Annotated in this window: 16 protein-coding genes; 10 read left to right on the top strand and 6 right to left on the bottom strand. The window is 70.3% G+C overall.

Annotation, left to right across the window (positions count from 1 at the left end):
• The first annotated feature begins 362 nt into the window (after positions 1-362).
• From ACIBK0_RS03610 to disA, 4 genes are all read left to right on the top strand, one after another.
• On the top strand, positions 363-1,718 hold the full coding sequence (locus ACIBK0_RS03610) for an alpha/beta hydrolase (RefSeq protein WP_399075183.1): 1,356 nt from the start codon (positions 363-365) through the stop codon (positions 1,716-1,718).
• Positions 1,719-2,027: 309 nt separating this feature from the next.
• A complete protein-coding gene (locus ACIBK0_RS03615) occupies positions 2,028-3,584 on the top strand; it encodes an MFS transporter (RefSeq protein ID WP_399075185.1) in 1,557 nt (518 codons plus the stop codon).
• A 306-nt stretch (positions 3,585-3,890) separates the two neighbouring features.
• Positions 3,891-5,300 (top strand): DNA repair protein RadA, encoded by a 1,410-nt coding sequence (radA, locus tag ACIBK0_RS03620; protein WP_399075187.1) that lies wholly within the window; start codon positions 3,891-3,893, stop codon positions 5,298-5,300.
• A 68-nt stretch (positions 5,301-5,368) separates the two neighbouring features.
• A complete protein-coding gene (gene disA, locus ACIBK0_RS03625; RefSeq protein ID WP_399075189.1) occupies positions 5,369-6,493 on the top strand; it encodes a DNA integrity scanning diadenylate cyclase DisA in 1,125 nt (374 codons plus the stop codon).
• Between the two features lie 368 nt (positions 6,494-6,861).
• On the opposite strand, the gene ACIBK0_RS03630 is transcribed toward disA, so the two are convergent.
• Positions 6,862-7,680 (bottom strand): hypothetical protein, encoded by an 819-nt coding sequence (locus ACIBK0_RS03630; protein ID WP_399075191.1) that lies wholly within the window; start codon positions 7,678-7,680, stop codon positions 6,862-6,864.
• A 315-nt stretch (positions 7,681-7,995) separates the two neighbouring features.
• On the opposite strand from ACIBK0_RS03630, the gene ACIBK0_RS03635 reads away from it, so the two are divergent.
• From ACIBK0_RS03635 to cseC, 5 genes are all read left to right on the top strand, one after another.
• Positions 7,996-8,904, top strand: coding sequence for an A/G-specific adenine glycosylase (locus tag ACIBK0_RS03635; protein ID WP_399075193.1), 909 nt, complete (start codon positions 7,996-7,998; stop codon positions 8,902-8,904).
• Positions 8,905-9,140: 236 nt separating this feature from the next.
• The gene (locus tag ACIBK0_RS03640) at positions 9,141-9,692 is read left to right on the top strand and encodes a SigE family RNA polymerase sigma factor (protein WP_399075195.1); all 552 of its coding nucleotides are present in this window, start codon (positions 9,141-9,143) and stop codon (positions 9,690-9,692) included.
• Positions 9,680-10,327: a hypothetical protein gene (locus tag ACIBK0_RS03645; RefSeq protein ID WP_399075197.1), complete on the top strand. Its 648-nt coding sequence runs from the start codon at positions 9,680-9,682 to the stop codon at positions 10,325-10,327. Before ACIBK0_RS03640 ends, ACIBK0_RS03645 begins: the two co-directional genes overlap by 13 nt.
• A 19-nt stretch (positions 10,328-10,346) precedes the next feature.
• Entirely contained in the window at positions 10,347-11,051 is a 705-nt protein-coding gene (gene cseB / locus ACIBK0_RS03650; protein WP_399075199.1) for a two-component system response regulator CseB, read from the top strand.
• 8 nt (positions 11,052-11,059) lie between these two features.
• Entirely contained in the window at positions 11,060-12,436 is a 1,377-nt protein-coding gene (gene cseC, locus ACIBK0_RS03655; RefSeq protein WP_399075201.1) for a two-component system sensor histidine kinase CseC, read from the top strand.
• A gap of 129 nt (positions 12,437-12,565) precedes the next feature.
• Here the strand turns inward: cseC and ACIBK0_RS03660 are convergent, their stop codons facing one another.
• From ACIBK0_RS03660 to ACIBK0_RS03675, 4 genes are all read right to left on the bottom strand, one after another.
• Positions 12,566-13,045 (bottom strand): glycosyl hydrolase, encoded by a 480-nt coding sequence (locus ACIBK0_RS03660; protein WP_399075203.1) that lies wholly within the window; start codon positions 13,043-13,045, stop codon positions 12,566-12,568.
• A gap of 102 nt (positions 13,046-13,147) precedes the next feature.
• On the bottom strand, positions 13,148-13,594 hold the full coding sequence (locus ACIBK0_RS03665) for a VOC family protein (protein ID WP_399075205.1): 447 nt from the start codon (positions 13,592-13,594) through the stop codon (positions 13,148-13,150).
• A 60-nt stretch (positions 13,595-13,654) separates the two neighbouring features.
• Complete coding sequence (locus tag ACIBK0_RS03670; RefSeq protein WP_399076025.1) at positions 13,655-14,077, bottom strand: helix-turn-helix transcriptional regulator; 423 nt, start codon at positions 14,075-14,077, stop codon at positions 13,655-13,657.
• Positions 14,078-14,318: 241 nt separating this feature from the next.
• Complete coding sequence (locus tag ACIBK0_RS03675) at positions 14,319-15,920, bottom strand: MDR family MFS transporter (RefSeq protein WP_399075207.1); 1,602 nt, start codon at positions 15,918-15,920, stop codon at positions 14,319-14,321.
• 173 nt (positions 15,921-16,093) lie between these two features.
• On the opposite strand from ACIBK0_RS03675, the gene ACIBK0_RS03680 reads away from it, so the two are divergent.
• Positions 16,094-16,690 carry a TetR/AcrR family transcriptional regulator gene (locus ACIBK0_RS03680; RefSeq protein WP_399075209.1) on the top strand — a complete coding sequence of 199 codons (597 nt, stop codon included), beginning with the start codon at positions 16,094-16,096 and terminating at the stop codon, positions 16,688-16,690.
• On the opposite strand, the gene ACIBK0_RS03685 is transcribed toward ACIBK0_RS03680, so the two are convergent.
• On the bottom strand, positions 16,687-17,313 hold the full coding sequence (locus tag ACIBK0_RS03685; protein WP_399075211.1) for a M23 family metallopeptidase: 627 nt from the start codon (positions 17,311-17,313) through the stop codon (positions 16,687-16,689). The two genes, ACIBK0_RS03680 and ACIBK0_RS03685, sit on opposite strands and share 4 nt — an antisense overlap.
• Positions 17,314-17,680 lie beyond the last annotated feature (367 nt).

Below are 17,680 nucleotides of genomic sequence, written 5' to 3' on the forward strand. Positions count from 1 at the left end.
TTCTGATCACGCCCGGGCCGCGGGGCTTGCCGGCAGTTGTAAGGCGCCGTAACCCGAAGTCGGCGTGATCCGAAGTCGGCGTGATCCGAAAGACGGGCCCTTGGCCGCCCTGTTTGCTCGTAGGCGCCGTCTCGGCGTCCACAGCCGTACGTCATCCCTCTTCGCACCCGATCCCTTGTTCGCACCCGCCGCGGTGCCCCCTCCCTCCCTGGCCCTCTCCTCAACTGATGTTGTGCACTCCATTGACGGCAGTCGGATAAGCGCCCTACATTCCCAAGCATTCAGTGCACTGAGCATCTGCACCGAGCGCTCCCGTCCCCTCCCGCCCTCCTCCGTCAGCCCGCAGATCGGAGCCCCAGGACATGCCCGCACGCAACCGCCTGGCCCGTACAACCGCAGCTCTGGGGACGGCAGCCGCCCTCTCCGTCACCGCCCCCGCCGCCCATGCGGACGCACCCGTCACCCGGCAGCTGACCGGCACCCTGGCCGACGGCGCCACGTGGATCGCCGATGTCCCGGCCGACTGGAACGGCACGCTGCTGCTGTTCAGCCACGGCTTCGGCCCGACTGTCGCCAAGGATGCGCCCTCGGACGCCGCCCGCAGCCGACTGATCGCCGAGGGCTATGCGCTGGCCGGCTCCTCGTACGACCCGAAGGGGTCCATGTGGGCGCTGGAGAGCGCCGAACGCGACCAGTTCGCCACCCTCGCCGCCGTCAAGGCAGAGATCGGCAAGCCGCGACTCACGCTCTCCGTCGGCCAGTCCATGGGTGGCCTGGTCAATGCCCGGATCGCCCGGGACGGCGCGGGCCGTGTCGACGGCGCGCTCGGCCTGTGCGGCCTGGTCGCGGGAGGCACCGACCTGGACAACTACCAGCTGGACGCCGAGTACACGATCGCCCGCCTGCTGCTGCCGGCCGAGGACCTGAAGCTGGTGAACTTCACCTCGGCCGCCGAGGCGTCAGCCACCGCCGACCGCCTCACCGCGGCCGTCACCGCCGCTCAGGCGTCTCCCCGGGGAAGGGCCCGCGTCGCCCTGGCCGCCGCCTTCCTCAACCTCCCGGCCTGGGCACCCGGCGAGGACCGCCCCGCCGCCGACGACTGGGCGGGGCAGGAGGAGCAGCAGTACGCGTGGCTCGCCCAGGGTCTGCTGTCCTTCGTCGAGGGCGGCCGGTACGCCGTGGAACAGTCCGTGCGCGGCAACAACTCCTGGAACCGGGGCATCGACTACGCGGGTCTGCTCGCCCGCTCCGTCCACGCCCCGCAGGTCCGCGCGCTGTACCGGACGGCGGGCCTGGACCTCTACACGGACCTCCGGACCCTCACCCACGATGCCGACATCGCGGCCGACCCTGCCGCGGTGCGCAACGCACAGCGCACGTCCTCGGCCGGACAAGGGCTCGGCGTGCCCCTCCTCGACGTGCACACCACGGCCGACAACCTCGTACCGGTGGAGCAGGAGAACCGGTTCGCCGACCGCGTACGCGCCTCCGGCGACGCCGAACTGCTGCGGCAGGCCTACGTCGAACACCAGGGCCACTGCACCTTCACCACGGCCGAGACGCTCGCCGCCCTACACGCCGTCGAACACCGCGTGACCACCGGCCGCTGGGACCACGCCGCCGCACCGGCCGCCCTCCAGAAGGCGGCCCTCGGTCTGGGCCTGGACGGTGCGGCGTACACCGCGTACCGCCCGGCAGAGCTGACGGGGGGCCGCTGAATACGGGCGCCTTCCCGCCCCCTCCGCCCTGCCCGTCCCGTCCCTGGGGCTCCGCCCCCAGACCCCGTACCGGCCTGAACGGCCTCGTCCTCGAACACCGGACGGGCTGAAACACAGCCCGCATCCGCCCACCCGCACAAGGCGCCGTGCCGGTGCATCGCATGCCCGCATCCGGACGGATCCAAAAGGACAGCACCCTTCCACCCCGCAGCCGATCCGTTCGGATGCGGGCGGATGTACCGGCGCGGCCCCGACCCACGACGGCGGCCCGCGCACCCACCCCTGGCACCAGCAACGTAGGGACACCCCATGCCCCGACTCCCCCTCGGCACCCTGATCGCCGGCTGTCTGGCCGTCTGCCTGGCCCAGATCGGCATCGCCATCCCGGCCACCCTGAACGGACTCTTCCAGGAGCATCTGCACCCGGTCGGCTCGCAGTTGACCTGGATATCGGACGCCTTCCTCCTCCCGGTCACCGTCCTGGAGCTGTCCTTCGGAGTCCTCGGCGACCTCTTCGGCCGCAAGCGACTGCTCGTCGGCGGTGCACTCCTGCTCGGCGCCGGCGAGGTCGTCGCGGCCTCCAGCGCGGGTGTCCACCAGCTCTGGGTCGGCCAGGCGCTCGCCGGCCTCGGCGCGGCCGCGCTCTTCCCTACCTCGCTCGCGATGATCGCCGCCGGCACCCACACCCACGCCCAGCGGGCCCGCGCGATCGCCGTCTGGGCGTCCAGCCTGTCGGCGGGCGGCTTCCTCGCGCCACTGCTCGGCGGGATCACGGGAACGTACGGATCATGGCGCTGGTCGTTCGTCGTGGTGGCGATCGTCGCCGCGGCCAGCGCACTGGTGAGCGTCCTGTTCGCCGCCGACTCCCGTTCCCCGGAAGGGCGTTCGCTGGACATCGGCGGCCAGATCACCATCGGAGTCGGCCTGTTCGCCCTCCTCTACGCCGTCATCCAGGGCCCGACCGACGGCTGGGGGGCGACCCCGGTGGTCGTCGCCTTCATCGTCGCTGCGGCCTTCCTCGCCCTTTTCGTCGTCGCGGAGCGCCGCGCCGCCTCCCCGCTCCTGCGCCTCGACCTGTTCCGCAACCGCTCCTTCGCGGTGGCGTCCGTCGTGGCCGTCGTCGGCATGTTCAGCTTCCTCGGCACGGCGTACGGGGCGAGCATCCGGCTCGGTCCGATCCAGCACCAGACGCCGATGCGTACGGCCTTCGCGTTCCTGCTCCTCAACGGCATCACCCCGTTCCTGACCCCGCTCACCTCACGGCTCCTCGCCCGCGTCTCCGCACGCCGGCTGCTCACGGCGGGCCTGCTGCTGATCGCGGCGGGTGACTACCTCGCGGCCACGCTCGACGTGGACGACCGGGCGCTGACCTCGCTGATCCTGCCGCTCGGCCTGGTCGGCATCGGCTTCGCGTTCACCGTCTCCTCGATCACGGCGACGGCCGTCAACACCGTGCCGGTGCATCTCGCGGGCATGGCCAGCGCCTCCACGAACCTGCTGCGCGACTTCGGCTTCACCCTCGGCCCCGCCGTCATCGGCGCGGTCGCCCTCAGCCAGGCGGCCTCCCAGGTCACGAAGTCGCTCGCCGGATCCCAGCTGGCCCCCGCGTCACAGGCGGCGGCCCACGAGGTCCTCAAGGAGGGGGGCCCGCTCGCCCTCAACTCCGTCCCCGCGAGCTCCCCGCCGGGCGCGGCCCGCTCGTACGCCCTGGACGCGCTCGGCCACGGCTACTCGATCGGCTTCGTGGTGTGCGGCTCGGCGGCCCTGTTCGCGGCACTGCTGGTGCTGCTCGCGCTGCGCGGAGGTACGGCGGAGGAGCCGAAGACGGATGCGGACGAGGGAGTCGCGGTGGCCGTGACGAGCTGATCCGGCACCGGACCGACCGGCCTGATCCCGAACCGGACCGACTACCGGACTGATCCCGAACCGGACCGACTACCGGACTGATCCCGAACCGGACCGACCGGACTGATCCCGACACCGGGGGTGAGCTCGGCGTGGATCGCGCAACCTGACGTCGACGGGGTGCCGCCGTGGGCATGCCTGCCGCTCCTGGCGGCACGCATGCCCACAGCTGCGACAGCCCCCCGAGTCGCCTCGCGCATCGGCCCCCGCAGGGCGGCCTCCCAGCGCGGCTCCGCGCTGTCAGTGCCCTCGGCTACGGTTCCGTGCATGGCTGCCCGTACGAAAACCGCGAAGGACCGACCGTCCTACCGCTGCACAGAGTGCGGCTGGCAGACGGCCAAGTGGCTCGGCCGCTGCCCCGAGTGCCAGGCATGGGGCACGGTCGAGGAGTACGGCGCGCCCGCGGTGCGGACGACGTCGCCCGGCCGCGTCACCACGTCCGCGGTGCCCATCGGCCAGGTCGACGGCCGCCAGGCCACGGCGCGCACGACCGGCGTGCCCGAGCTGGACCGCGTCCTGGGCGGCGGGCTGGTCCCCGGCGCGGTCGTCCTGGTCGCGGGCGAGCCGGGCGTCGGCAAGTCCACGCTCCTGCTCGACGTGGCGGCGAAGTCCGCGAGCGACGAGCACCGCACGTTGTACGTGACGGGTGAGGAGTCGGCCAGCCAGGTCCGGCTCCGAGCCGACCGCATCAAGGCGATCGACGACCACCTCTATCTCGCCGCGGAGACCGATCTTGCCGCCGTCCTCGGACACTTGGACGCGGTGAAGCCGTCCCTGCTGATCCTGGACTCGGTCCAGACGGTGGCCTCTCCGGAGATCGACGGCGCACCGGGCGGCATGGCTCAGGTCCGCGAAGTGGCGGGCGCCCTGATCCGCGCCTCCAAGGAGCGCGGTATGTCCACCCTCCTCGTGGGCCATGTCACAAAGGACGGCGCGATCGCGGGCCCGCGGCTCCTCGAACACCTCGTGGACGTCGTCCTGCACTTCGAGGGCGACCGGCACGCACGCCTCAGACTCGTACGAGGGGTCAAGAACCGTTACGGGACGACGGACGAGGTCGGCTGCTTCGAGCTGCACGACGAGGGCATCACGGGCCTGGCCGACCCGAGCGGCCTGTTCCTGACCCGCCGTGCCGAGCCGGTCCCCGGCACCTGCCTGACCGTCACGCTGGAGGGCCGCCGCCCGCTGGTCGCCGAAGTCCAGGCCCTGACCGTCGACTCGCAGATCCCCTCCCCCCGCCGCACCACCTCCGGCCTGGAGACCTCCCGCGTCTCGATGATGCTGGCCGTCCTGGAGCAGCGGGGCCGGATCAGCGCCCTGGGAAAGCGGGACATCTACTCCGCGACGGTCGGCGGCGTGAAGCTCTCCGAGCCCGCGGCGGACCTCGCGATCGCGCTCGCCCTCGCGTCCGCGGCGAGTGACACCCCGCTCCCCAAGAACCTCGTGGCGATCGGCGAAGTGGGGCTCGCGGGCGAGGTCAGACGGGTCACGGGCGTCCAGCGCCGGCTCGCCGAAGCGCACCGCCTGGGCTTCACGCACGCCCTCGTACCGACCGACCCGGGCAAGATCCCTCCCGGTATGAAGGTCCTGGAAGTCGCCGACATGGGCGACGCGCTGCGAGTCCTTCCGCGCTCCCGTCGCAGAGAGGCCCCACGGGAGGACGAGGACCGCCGGTAGACTTTGCCCTGGTCTCGCCCGTCCGTACGAACCGAGGGCGACCGGAAACCTGCGACCGGAGGAGTGCAGTGGCAGCCAACGACCGGGCAGCAGCTCCCGGAAAGTCCGGTGGGAGCTCCGGTGCCGATGGCCTGATGCGCGCCTCATTGAGCGCCGTGGCACCCGGCACGGCGCTGCGCGACGGGCTTGAGCGGATTCTCCGCGGCAACACGGGCGGACTCATCGTGCTCGGCTCCGACAAGACCGTCGAAGCGATGTGTACGGGCGGATTCGTCCTGGATGTCGAGTTCACCGCGACCCGTCTGCGCGAACTGTGCAAGCTCGACGGCGGCATCGTGCTCGACAAGGACATCACCAAGATCCTGCGGGCGGGCGTGCAGCTGGTGCCCGACCCGACGATCCCGACGGAGGAGACGGGCACGCGGCACCGCACCGCGGACCGGGTGAGCAAGCAGGTCGGCTTCCCGGTGGTGTCCGTGTCCCAGTCGATGCGCCTGATCGCCCTGTACGTGGACGGTCAGCGCCGCGTCCTGGAGGACTCCGCCGCGATCCTCTCCCGCGCCAACCAGGCCCTCGCGACCCTGGAGCGCTACAAGCTCCGCCTCGACGAGGTCGCGGGCACGCTGTCGGCGCTGGAGATCGAGGATCTGGTCACCGTCCGGGACGTCTCCGCGGTCGCCCAGCGCCTGGAGATGGTGCGGCGCATCGCCACCGAGATCGCCGAGTACGTGGTGGAACTGGGCACCGACGGGCGTCTTCTCGCACTCCAGCTGGACGAGTTGATCGCGGGCGTCGAGCCCGAGCGGGAACTCGTGGTCCGGGACTACGTGCCCGAGCCGACCGCCAAGCGCTCCCGCACGGTCGACGAGGCACTCTCGGAGCTGGACGCGCTCACCCACGCGGAGCTCCTCGAACTCCCCACCGTGGCACGGGCGTTGGGCTACACGGGGTCCCCCGAGGCCCTCGACTCGGCCGTCTCCCCGCGCGGCTTCCGCCTCCTCGCCAAGGTTCCCCGTCTGCCCGGCGCGATCATCGACCGGCTCGTGGAGCACTTCGGCGGGCTGCAGAAGCTGCTCGCCGCGAGTGTGGACGACCTGCAGACGGTCGACGGGGTGGGCGAGGCGCGGGCGCGCAGCGTCCGCGAGGGGCTGTCGCGACTGGCGGAGTCGTCGATCCTGGAGCGGTACGTCTAGCCTCTACGGTTTTCACGGCCGACCTGGGGCCGTCCCGCCCCGGCGCCCGGCGCTGCGGCGCCGGGGCGGGAGCGGGAGCGGAACGTCTGGAATCTCGCTCACGGGCTCTCGGCTCGCGACTCACCGGCGCGGCCGCCAGGACCGCGGAGTCCGCCGGACTCTAGTCCTTCGACACGACGAGCGACGCCCGGGCATTCGTCCCGCACGGGTTCTCGGCTCGCGACTCACCGGCATGGCCGCCAGGACCGCGGAGTCCGCTGGGGCCCAGTCCTTCGACAGCACGAGCGACGTCTGGGCCTTCGTCCCGCACGGGTTCTCGGCTCGCGACTCACCGGCATGGCCGCCAGGACCGCGGAGTCCGCTGGGCCCTAGTCCTTCGACAGGACGAACGATGTCTGGGCCTTCGTCAGTCCCGGCGCCTTCGCCTCCACCAAGTACGTACCGGCGGACGCCGAACCGGCCGGAGGCGTGGCGCACTCGGGGGCGCTGCCCCTGCGGTCCCACTCCACCGTGTAGGTCACCCGCCCGTCGGCCGGTACGCGGAAGAGGAGGCTGCCGGCGTTCTTCGGGCAGTCGTCCGAGGACCAGATGTCGGTGTCACTGCCCGCCTGAGTGATCGTCAGCACCGCGTTCTTCGGGCCGAGATCGACCTTGCAGGCGCTGCCGGAAGAGTTCTTGGCGGTGAGCTCGAACGTGGGCTTGTCGCCGGGGGCGTAGGTGTTGTGCACGCTGCGCAGGGTCAACTTGACCGCGTCGGCGGTGCAGTTGGGGAGGCTGGACCCGGCGGGAAGCTGCTCCCCCGCCCCTCCGGCGCCGTTGGATCCGTCGTCGGGCCCGCCGCTGGACGCGCCGCCGCTGCCGCTGGAACCCTCGGAAGCGGACCCCGTCCCGTCGCCGGTCCCGCGTCCGTCGCCGCTTCCGCCGCTGCTGTCGCTGCCGCTCGACTCGTCGCGGCCGCCCGGGTGTTGGCTGATCGCGGGGCCGGAGCCGGAGGGGCCAGGAGTGATCGAGGGCGCGGGATTCTTGCCGTTGGACCCGTCGGCGTTGTTCTTGCCGCCTCCGCCGCCGGAGCCGACCACCCACACGATGAGCAGCGCCAACAGGGCGACCACAGACAGCAGAACGGCCCTCCGACGCCAGTAGATGGTGGAGGGAAGCGGCCCGACCGGATTGCGCAGAGATCCCACGGCGCAAACTGTACGAGAGATCCGCCCCGGCGCTTGCCCCACCCGCCGCCCCGACTTCAACTTTTCCGGATCATCATCTCGCCGCCAGGCGGTTGTTCGCCCCCGGGGGCTCTGCCCCAGACCCCCCGGGTTGCTCTCCGGGTGCGGGTGGGTGGGGGCTTGTCGCGCCGTTCCCCGCGCCCTTACAGGGCGCTCCTGGGACCTCAGGGCCCCAGGAGCGGGACGAGTGCGGCGAAAGGGGGCGAAAAACCACCCCGTCCGCACCCGGCGTCGAGCACGCACCCCCAACCCCCGCATGGCAGGATCGACTACGCCATGACTGCACCCACCAAGCCCACCCAAAACGCCCCTGGCGAGCCCCTGCACACCCCCGTCATCGCCTGGTTCGAGGAGCACGCCCGCGACCTCCCCTGGCGGCGCCCGGACGCCGGCCCCTGGGGAGTGATGGTCAGCGAGTTCATGCTGCAACAGACCCCGGTGAACCGCGTCCTGCCCGTGTATGAGCAGTGGCTGGCCCGCTGGCCCCGCCCTGCCGACCTGGCGAAGGAAGCCCCGGGCGAGGCCGTCCGCGCCTGGGGCCGGCTCGGTTACCCGCGGCGCGCACTGCGCCTGCACGGCGCGGCGGTGGCCATAACGGAGCGGCACGGCGGCGACGTACCCACCGAGCACGCCCAGTTGCTCGCGCTGCCCGGCATCGGGGAGTACACGGCCGCGGCGGTGGCGTCGTTCGCGTACGGGCAGCGGCACGCCGTGCTCGACACGAATGTCAGAAGGGTCTTCGCACGTGCCGTCACCGGCGTGCAGTACCCGCCGAACGCGACCACCGCCGCCGAACGCAAGCTCGCCCGGGCGCTGCTCCCCGAGAGCGAGCGCACGGCCTCCCGCTGGGCCGCCGCGTCCATGGAGCTCGGCGCGCTCGTATGCACGGCGAAGAACGAGACCTGCGACCACTGCCCGATCGCCGCGCAGTGCGCGTGGCGGCTGGCGGGCAAGCCGGAGCACGACGGGCCCCCGAGGCGCGGACAGACGTACGCGGGTACGGACCGGCAGGTCCGCGGGAAGCTCCTCGCCGTGCTCAGAGAGGCAGTCGGGGCCGTGCCGCAGGCCGCCCTGGACCGCGTATGGCACGAACCGGTACAGCGGGCCCGCGCGCTCGACGGTCTCGTCGCCGACGGACTCGTGGAACCGCTCGCGGGCGGTCTGTATCGGCTGCCGTTGACCTAGCAGTTGAGGCGATCCGCGGAGCAAAGGCGGATCAAACAGGACGTACAGCCACCTCGCTTTACCCCGGACCTACATCCGTTACACAACCGACGGACAGCCGATTGCTTGCCGCAGGCTGGCTCGGACAACCCCGTGACAACGCCTCCGTAGCTTCATTTGCGTACCGCACACAACGCGGCACAGCAACGGACAACCGGCAGCAGGCAGGTCGGAAACGGGGATGGAGGCGGTTGATCATGGCGCACGGCGAGGTGCTCGAATTCGAAGAGTACGTCCGCACTCGGCAGGACGCGCTGCTGCGCAGTGCCCGCCGCCTGGTCCCCGACCCGGTCGACGCCCAGGACCTGCTGCAGACCGCGCTCGTACGGACGTACGGCCGCTGGGACGGCATCGCGGACAAACGGCTGGCCGACGCGTACCTGCGCCGCGTGATGATCAATACGCGCACCGAGTGGTGGCGGGCCCGGAAGCTGGAGGAGGTCCCGACGGAGCAGCTGCCGGACGCGTCCATCGACGACTCCACCGAGCAGCACGCGGACCGCGCGCTCCTGATGGACATCATGAAGGTGCTCGCTCCCAAGCAGCGCAGTGTCGTGGTGCTGCGACACTGGGAGCAGATGTCCACGGAGGAGACGGCCGCCGCGCTTGGTATGTCGGCCGGAACGGTCAAGAGCACGCTGCACCGGGCGCTGGCCCGGCTCCGCGAGGAGCTGGAGAGCCGGAACTACGAGGAGCGCGGCGCCCGCGCGCTCGAACCGAGTGAGGAGCGGGAGCGTTGCGCGGCCTAGGAACCCGGGCCAGGGAGGTCCTGAAGGCGGGGAGTACGGCAGCCGCCGTGCTCACCGCCCTCAGCCTTTTCGTGACCGCCTGCGCCACGGGCGGTACGGGCGCCCGCGACGAGGGTCCGGCGGGCGGTGCGGCGGTGGCCAAGGGCGCCACCACGCCCACCGCCTCCGCCTCGCCCGGCAAAGCGGCCAAGCGGGTGGACGCGGTCCAGCTCGTCAAGGACGACCCACAGGTCAGCGCGTCGGTCAAGCGCGATCTGAAGCCGTGCGTCGCCGACGAGTACCCGGTCGACGTGTCGTACGGGAACCTGACCGGGGGTTCCTCGGACGACATCGTGATCAACGTGATGACCTGCGCCGATGCCGTCGGCATGGGCTCGTACGTGTACCGCGAGAAAAACGGCAAGTACGAGAATGTCTTCAAGGCCGAGCAGCCTCCCGTCTACGCCGAGATCGACCGGGGCGATCTGGTGGTCACCCAGCAGCTGTACAAGACGGACGACCCGGTGTCGTATCCCTCCAGTGAAGAAGTGATCACCTACGGCTGGTCCGCGGCCCGCTTCACCGAGCGGTCCCGGATCCACAACGACTACAGCAACGCGGTGGGCGGCGTCGACTCGCCCGCCCCCTCGAACTGAGAGCACACGGAGCAGCCGGATGGCAGAGCAGACCCACGTCCTGTTCGTCGAGGACGACGACGTCATCCGCGAGGCCACGCAGCTCGCCTTGGAGCGCGACGGCTTCGCGGTCACCGCCATGCCCGACGGACTGTCCGGTCTGGAGGCGTTCCGCGCCGACCGCCCCGACATCGCCCTGCTGGATGTCATGGTGCCCGGACTCGACGGGGTCTCGCTGTGCCGCCGGATCCGTGACGAGTCGACCGTCCCCGTGATCATGCTGTCCGCGCGCGCCGACTCGATCGATGTCGTGCTCGGCCTGGAGGCGGGCGCCGACGACTACGTGACCAAGCCGTTCGACGGCGCGGTCCTGGTCGCCCGCATCCGTGCCGTGCTGCGCCGCTTCGGACACGCCAACGGCGGCGCCCAGGCGGCCGAGGTCGCCTCGTCCGTCGATGGCGGGGTGCTCGCCTTCGGCGACCTGGAGATCGACACCGAGGGCATGGAGGTGCTCAAGAGCGGTACGCCGGTGGCGCTCACGCCCACCGAGATGCGGCTGCTCCTCGAGTTCTCGTCCGCGCCGGGTACCGTGCTCAGTCGCGACAAGCTGCTCGAACGTGTGTGGGACTACGGCTGGGGCGGAGACACCCGGGTCGTCGACGTCCATGTGCAGCGGCTGCGCACGAAGATCGGCCAGGACCGGATCGAGACGGTTCGCGGCTTCGGCTACAAGTTGAAGGCCTGAGCAGGGGTATGCGGGGGATATTTCGACGCCCGGACAGCGGTACGAGTGTGGGCGTGGCCGACGGTACAAGTGATGGCCTGGCCATCCGCACCGGCATCCGGTGGAAGCTCAGCGCGGCCATCGCCCTCGTCGGCGCCCTGGTCGCGATCGCGCTGAGCCTGGTCGTGCACAACGCGGCGCGCGTCTCGATGCTCGACAACTCGCGCGACCTGGCGAACGAGCGTATCCACTTCGCGCAGCGCGTATACGGGCCCGGCCGGCCGCTGCCCGTCGGGGTCAAGCTCGACGATCCGGCCATCCCGGCGGACCTGCTGGCGAAGGTCTCGGAGGGACGGCGGGCCACCTACGTGTCCGACGGCCCGAACGGGGTGCCCGACATCTGGGCCGCCGTCCCGCTCAGGGACGGCAGGGTGCTGTCCTGGCACGAGCGGTTCACCGACCGCAGCGCGGACGTGATGAAGGACCTCGACCAGGCGCTCATCATCGGCTCCATCGCGGTCGTCTTCGGCGGCAGCGCGCTCGGCGTGCTCATCGGCGGCCAGCTGTCGGGCCGGCTGCGCAAGGCCGCGTCCGCCGCGAACCAGGTCGCCAAGGGCGAGACCGACGTACGGGTACGGGACGCGATCGGCGGCGTCGTGCGCGACGAGACCGACGACCTCGCGCGTGCCGTGGACGCCATGGCGGACGCGCTCCAGCAGCGCATCGAGGCCGAGCGCCGGGTGACCGCGGACATCGCGCACGAGCTGCGTACGCCGGTGACCGGATTGCTGACGGCCGCGGAGCTCCTGCCGCCCGGCCGTCCCACCGAGCTCGTCCGGGACCGGGCGCAGGCCATGCGCACCCTTGTCGAGGACGTCCTGGAGGTCGCCCGGCTCGACGGCGCGTCCGAGCGGGCCGAGCTGCAGGACATCATGCTCGGCGAGTTCGTGTCGCGCCGCGTGGCTGCCAAGGACGCGGACGTCGAGGTGCGTGTGGTGCACGAGTCGGAGGTCACGACGGACCCGCGGCGTCTGGAGCGCGTTCTGTTCAACCTCCTCGCGAATGCCTCCCGGCACGGCAAGCCTCCCATCGAGGTCACCGTGGAGGGCCGCGTCATCCGCGTCCGCGACCACGGCCCCGGCTTCCCCGAGGCACTTCTCGCCGAGGGCCCGAGCCGCTTCCGCACCGGCAGCACCGACCGTGCGGGCCATGGTCACGGCCTGGGCCTGACCATCGCCGCGGGCCAGGCCCGGGTGCTGGGCGCCCGGCTGACCTTCCGCAACGTACGCCCGGCGGGGGCACCGGACGACGTACCCGCCGAGGGCGCGGTCGCGGTGCTGTGGCTGCCGGAGCACGCGCCGACGAACACGGGGAGCTATCCGATGCTGCCGGGGTCGCGGAAGTAGCGCGCCGACAGGCAAGGGGCGTGGCCGGGGAACTCCCGCCACGCCCCTTGCGCATACGGGCTCGTCAGGAGGCCTCATCAGGAGGACTCAGGAGCCCGACGCGGCGCTTGGTCCTAGTACCACTTGGTCCTAGTACCACTTGGTGCAGTGGATCGTCGTGTTGTAGCCCGAGTCGCCGCAGGCCCGCATCAGCTGGCCGTTGCGGGAGCGCCAGACCTCGGTCCAGACGCTGCCGCCGCTCTCGATCTCCCGCCGGCCCAGCTGCGGCTCCCAGGTGCGCCCGCCGTCGCTGCTGCGGTCCACCCAGACGTGCATCCCGACGGCGCCGACCACGATCCGGCCCCAGGCGCAGGGGCCGTCCCCGGACCCGTTCACCCGCAGCTCGATGCCCTGGCCGCGGGCCCCGATCGCTTCCTGGACGGTCCTGCCGTTGTTGTTGCAGCCGTCCGCGGCACTGGCGGTGGTGGAGCCGGCCATGGCCAGCAGGCCGGTGGTCATCATCAACGCCGAGACCGTGGCCGCGACCTTCTTGTTCACGCGCATGTGCTGTTCCCCCTGGAAGCCCTGAGGCACCTTCTTGTGGTCGATGCCTGAACTCTGGGCGGCCACAGGGGGTGGACCATCCTGGACTACAGAGGTTGACGCCCGTTCGACATGCGTGTTACCGCTCACCTCTCGGATCAGAAGGGGGGACAGCAGATCGGAGGGGGGTCAGCAGCCCCAGCCCTTCTCCAGGTCGAGCCCGCCCTCTCGCGGCTGGTTGAACGAGAACCAGTTCCCGGAGTCGTCGCGGAACACCGCTTCCGTCCCGTACGGGCGCTCCTGCGGCTCCTGCAGGAACTCCACACCGCGGTCCTTGAGCTTCTTGTAGTCGCCCTGGATGTCGTCGGTGGTCAGCGCGCCCGCGCCGAGCACGCCCTTGGCCACGAGCTTCTTCATCATCTCGGCGGAGTCGGGGTCCATCGCGGGCGGTCCGGGCACCATGAGTGTCAGCTCGAGGTCGGGCTGGTTCTCGGCACCGACGGTGAGCCAGCGCATGCCGCCGTCGCCCAACGTCATGTCCGTACGGACTTCGAGCCCGAGCTTCTCGGTATAGAACTCCTTGGCCCGGTCCTGGTCGAGGACCCAGACGGTCGAAATGGCGAGTCCCTTGATCATGGTGTGCTCCCAGCGGTGCGGGTGGTCGTCCTTGCCCTGCCACGGTAGGCAGCGACGGGCTCACGGTGCTTCTTCGGAATTGTGCTCTCGCGCACCGGGCCCCGGCCGGAAGCCGCCGGCCCAGAGCATCGCGTAACACCCCGGTATGAGGGCGGTCCCCCGTCCCACATGCTTCGCCCGGTACTCGCTCGGAGTCAGCCCGGTCCATGCCTTGAAGCGCGCCGAGAACGTACCGAGGCTGCTGAAGCCGACCAGGTTGCAGATCTCGGTCACCGACAGGTTCGCGGTGCGCAGCAGGTCCTCGGCCCGGTCGATACGACGGTGGGTCAGATACTGGCCCGGCGTCTCGCCGTACGCCGCCTTGAAGGCCCGTATGAAGTGATAGCGCGAGTAGCCGGCATGTGCGGCCACCGCGTCGAGATCGAGCCCGGGCTCGGCCCAGTCCCGATCCATCGCGTCCTTGGCAAGCCGCAGCTGCCGCATTCTGTCCACGGTTCAGATGGTGACAGGGGGGACTGACAGTCGCTTTTGGCCCGTCCGGCGCGAGGGCAAGACGGTCAAGGCGAAACGGGGGCTGGGGGCGGAGCTCCGAGGTACGGGACGGGCAGGGGCGGAGCGGGCGAAACCGTCTGGCCCCCGCCCCGTACGCCCGCACCCATGAAGAGCCGGCTCATGAAGAAGGCCCCCGGGGCGGACAACGCCGGGGGCCTTCGGACCAGAGAGGTCAGACCGTCTCAGCCACGGCTTCCTTGGACTCCACGTCATCCGCAGGCTTCGGCGCGGCCGGCCCCGCCCCCTTCAGCGGAACCTCCTTCACGAACACCGCCGCGACCAGCGCCACCACGGCCACCACGGACCCGAGCAGGAACGCGGAGTGCGTACCCGAGGACACCGCGTGCTGGTAGGCCTCCCGGGCCTGCGTCGGCAGCTTCGCCAGGCTGGCCGCGTCGAGCTGTGCGGACTTCTCGGTCATCTTGGACCCGAGCGCCCCGGCCCGCTCCGCCATCACGTCCTGCACCCGGTGGTTGAACAGCGCGCCCATGATGGCGACACCGAAGGACGACCCCAGCGTCCGGAACAGGGTGGTCGACGAGGACGCGACGCCCATGTCCTTCATCTCGACGCTGTTCTGCGCGACCAGCATGGTGATCTGCATCAGGCAGCCCATGCCCGCGCCGAGCACCGCCATGTACAGCCCGGACGTCAGCCGGGTCGTCTCGGTGTCCATCTGCGCGAGCAGGAACAGCCCCACGATCATCAGCACACTGCCGACGAGCGGGAAGACCTTGTAGCGGCCGCTGTTGGTGGTGACCCGCCCCGCGACCATCGAGACGGCGAGCATCGCGCCGAGCATCGGCAGGAGCAGCAGCCCGGAGTTGGTGGCGGACGCGCCCTGCACGGACTGCTGGTACAGCGGCAGGAAGAGCACCGCGCCGAACATCACGAAGCCGGTGATGAAGCCGATGACCGACATCAGGGTGAAGTTGCGGCTCTTGAAGATGTGCAGCGGCACGACCGGCGCCGCGGCCTTGGTCTGCCAGAAGACGAAGCCCACGAGCGCGGCGACGCCGATCCCGATCAGCTCCATGATGCGGGCGGAGCCCCAGGCGTACTCGGAGCCGCCCCAGGTGGTCACCAGCACGATGGCCGAGATACCGAGAGCCAGCAGTCCCGCACCGAGGTAGTCGATCTTCGCCTCGACCCGCTTCTTCGGCAGGTGCAGTACGGCGCTGACCGCGAGGAGCGCGACGACGCCGAGGGGCAGGTTGATGTAGAAGGACCAGCGCCAGCCCCAGTGGTCGGTGATGGTGCCGCCGACCAGCGGGCCGAGGATCATGGCGAACGCCATCACGCCGGCCATCATGCCCTGGTACTTGCCGCGCTCCCGCGGCGGAATCAGGTCGCCGATGATCGCCATGACGCCGACCATCAGACCACCGGCGCCCAGGCCCTGAATGGCGCGGAACCCGATGAGCTGGCCCATGTCCTGGGCCATGCCACTCAGCGCGGAGCCGATCAGGAAGAGCACGATCGAGGTCATGAAGGCGCCCTTGCGCCCGTACATGTCGCCGAGCTTGCCCCAGATCGGGGTGGAGGCGGCGGTGGCGAGCGTGTACGCGGTGACCACCCAGGACAGGTGCTCCAAGCCGCCCAGTTCGCCGACGATCGTCGGCATCGCCGTGCCCACGATCATGTTGTCGAGCATCGCCAGCAGCATCGCGATCATGAGCGCGAGCAGCACGACCCGTACGCTGCGTGGCTGTTTGTCGGCCTGCTCCGCCGGCTGTTTCTCGGCCTGCGCGACCGTTTCGGTGTTGTCCGCCATCGTTTCCACTCCCCTAGGTACCGCTGCCGGCGGGCCGACTACTTACTTGCCGACCGGCAAGTTGACTACACTCAGGGAAATTAGACCCGTAACTAGCCGGGCGTCAAGTAAGTTTAAGTAGTTTTACTAGCCGGGCGACAGGTAAGTTTTCAGGGAGCGCAAGGAGTACGAGGATGGGCGGCACCATGGACGGCACCAAGCGACAGCGCCGCGGGGACACCCGCCAGCGCATCCAGGACGTGGCCCTCGAACTCTTCTCCGAGCAGGGCTACGAGAAGACCTCGCTGCGCGAGATCGCCGAGCACCTCGACGTCACCAAGGCGGCGCTCTACTACCACTTCAAGACCAAGGAAGAGATCCTCATCAGCCTCTTCGAGGATCTGACGAGGCCGCTCGACGACCTGATCGAGTGGGGCGGGCAGCAGCCGCACACCCTGGAGACCAAACAGGAGGTGCTGCGCCGCTACAGCGAAGCCCTCACCGGCGCGGCCCCGCTCTTCCGCTTCATGCAGGAGAACCAGGCGACGGTACGAGAGCTCAGCATCGGCGAGACCTTCAAGGACCGCATGCTCAGCATGCTCGACATCATCAAGGAGCCGGAGGCGCCGCTGACGGACCAGGTCCGCTGCATCAGCGCGCTCTTCACGATGCATGCCGGGATGTTCGTCCTCAAAGACGTCGAAGGCGACCCCGAGGACAAGCGCAAGGCGGTCCTGGAGGTCGCGATCGATCTGGTGACGCAGGCGCACGGAGGCGCGGCGCCGTCTTAGACGGTCACACCCTTGGCGCGCAGGAAGGCGACGGGGTCGATGGCGGACCCGTAGTTGGGGGTCGTACGGATCTCGAAGTGCAGGTGCGGCCCGCTGGAGTTGCCGGTGTTGCCGGACAGCGCGATGTGCTGGCCGGTGGCGACGACCTGGCCGACCCTGGCGTCTATGCGCGACAGGTGGGCGTACTGCGAGTAGGTCCCGTTGCCGTGCTTGATGACGATGGCGTTGCCGTAGGCGGGACCGTCACCGGCCCCATTGCCGCCGGCCTTCACCACGGTGCCGCCGTGCGCGGCGACGACCTCGGTGCCCTGCGGCACGGCGAAGTCCTGGCCGGAGTGCTTGTGGGCCCACATGCCGCCGGCCTGGTTGAAGGTGGCGGACAGCGCGTACTTCTTCACCGGGTCGACCCAGGAGGCGGCCTTCTTGGCGGCGGCGGTCTTGGCCTGAGCGGCGGCCTGCGTCTGCACGGTGTGCGCCGCGGTGACGGTTCCGCCGGTGGCGAGGGTGTCGGCGGTCGCGACTCCGGCGCCCAGCACGACCGAGGCGCCGAGACCGACGGCCAGGACGGCCGCCCGTGAGCGGATGGACGTACGGGAGAGACGGAACGTGACGCGCTTCGACATGGGGACCTCACGAGGACGGGGACGGGGGTCGAACACCACCCGGCGCACAGCCGGCCACCGAGTGGGCCATCCCTTGGTAACCCCTAACCCCACAAAGCCCCAAAACGGCTATCTACGACTTCGAGTCGTACTTCACCCCAAAACTTGAGGAACCTTGACAGCATCGGCATCCCTATAAGGGATCTTCCGGATTTATTGCGGAAACAAGGGTTTAACCCCACTTCGGGGCATTGCCCCCCTGGGGAAACGCCCCCTCGACCTCCCCGTCCCCGCACAGCAGAAGCCACCCCGAGGACTCCGGGCCAAAGGTCCCTTTTGCCCGTTCTTGTCAGTCCACTATTCCACCTAGTACCGGACAAAACGCCTG

Source organism: Streptomyces sp. NPDC050564, from assembly GCF_044457265.1.
GTDB lineage: Bacteria > Actinomycetota > Actinomycetes > Streptomycetales > Streptomycetaceae > Streptomyces.

Bases quoted from the DNA above. Each gene is read 5' to 3' on its own strand.
- ACIBK0_RS03680 (WP_399075209.1), top strand. From the start codon at position 16,094: ATGGGCGGCACCATGGACGGCACCAAGCGACAGCGCCGCGGGGACACC.
- ACIBK0_RS03610 (WP_399075183.1), top strand. From the start codon at position 363: ATGCCCGCACGCAACCGCCTGGCCCGTACAACCGCAGCTCTGGGGACG.
- ACIBK0_RS03665 (WP_399075205.1), bottom strand. From the start codon at position 13,594: ATGATCAAGGGACTCGCCATTTCGACCGTCTGGGTCCTCGACCAGGAC.
- ACIBK0_RS03675 (WP_399075207.1), bottom strand. From the start codon at position 15,920: ATGGCGGACAACACCGAAACGGTCGCGCAGGCCGAGAAACAGCCGGCG.
- ACIBK0_RS03685 (WP_399075211.1), bottom strand. From the start codon at position 17,313: ATGTCGAAGCGCGTCACGTTCCGTCTCTCCCGTACGTCCATCCGCTCA.
- ACIBK0_RS03640 (WP_399075195.1), top strand. From the start codon at position 9,141: ATGGCGCACGGCGAGGTGCTCGAATTCGAAGAGTACGTCCGCACTCGG.
- cseC (WP_399075201.1), top strand. From the start codon at position 11,060: ATGCGGGGGATATTTCGACGCCCGGACAGCGGTACGAGTGTGGGCGTG.
- ACIBK0_RS03615 (WP_399075185.1), top strand. From the start codon at position 2,028: ATGCCCCGACTCCCCCTCGGCACCCTGATCGCCGGCTGTCTGGCCGTC.
- ACIBK0_RS03670 (WP_399076025.1), bottom strand. From the start codon at position 14,077: ATGCGGCAGCTGCGGCTTGCCAAGGACGCGATGGATCGGGACTGGGCC.
- ACIBK0_RS03635 (WP_399075193.1), top strand. From the start codon at position 7,996: ATGACTGCACCCACCAAGCCCACCCAAAACGCCCCTGGCGAGCCCCTG.
- cseB (WP_399075199.1), top strand. From the start codon at position 10,347: ATGGCAGAGCAGACCCACGTCCTGTTCGTCGAGGACGACGACGTCATC.
- radA (WP_399075187.1), top strand. From the start codon at position 3,891: ATGGCTGCCCGTACGAAAACCGCGAAGGACCGACCGTCCTACCGCTGC.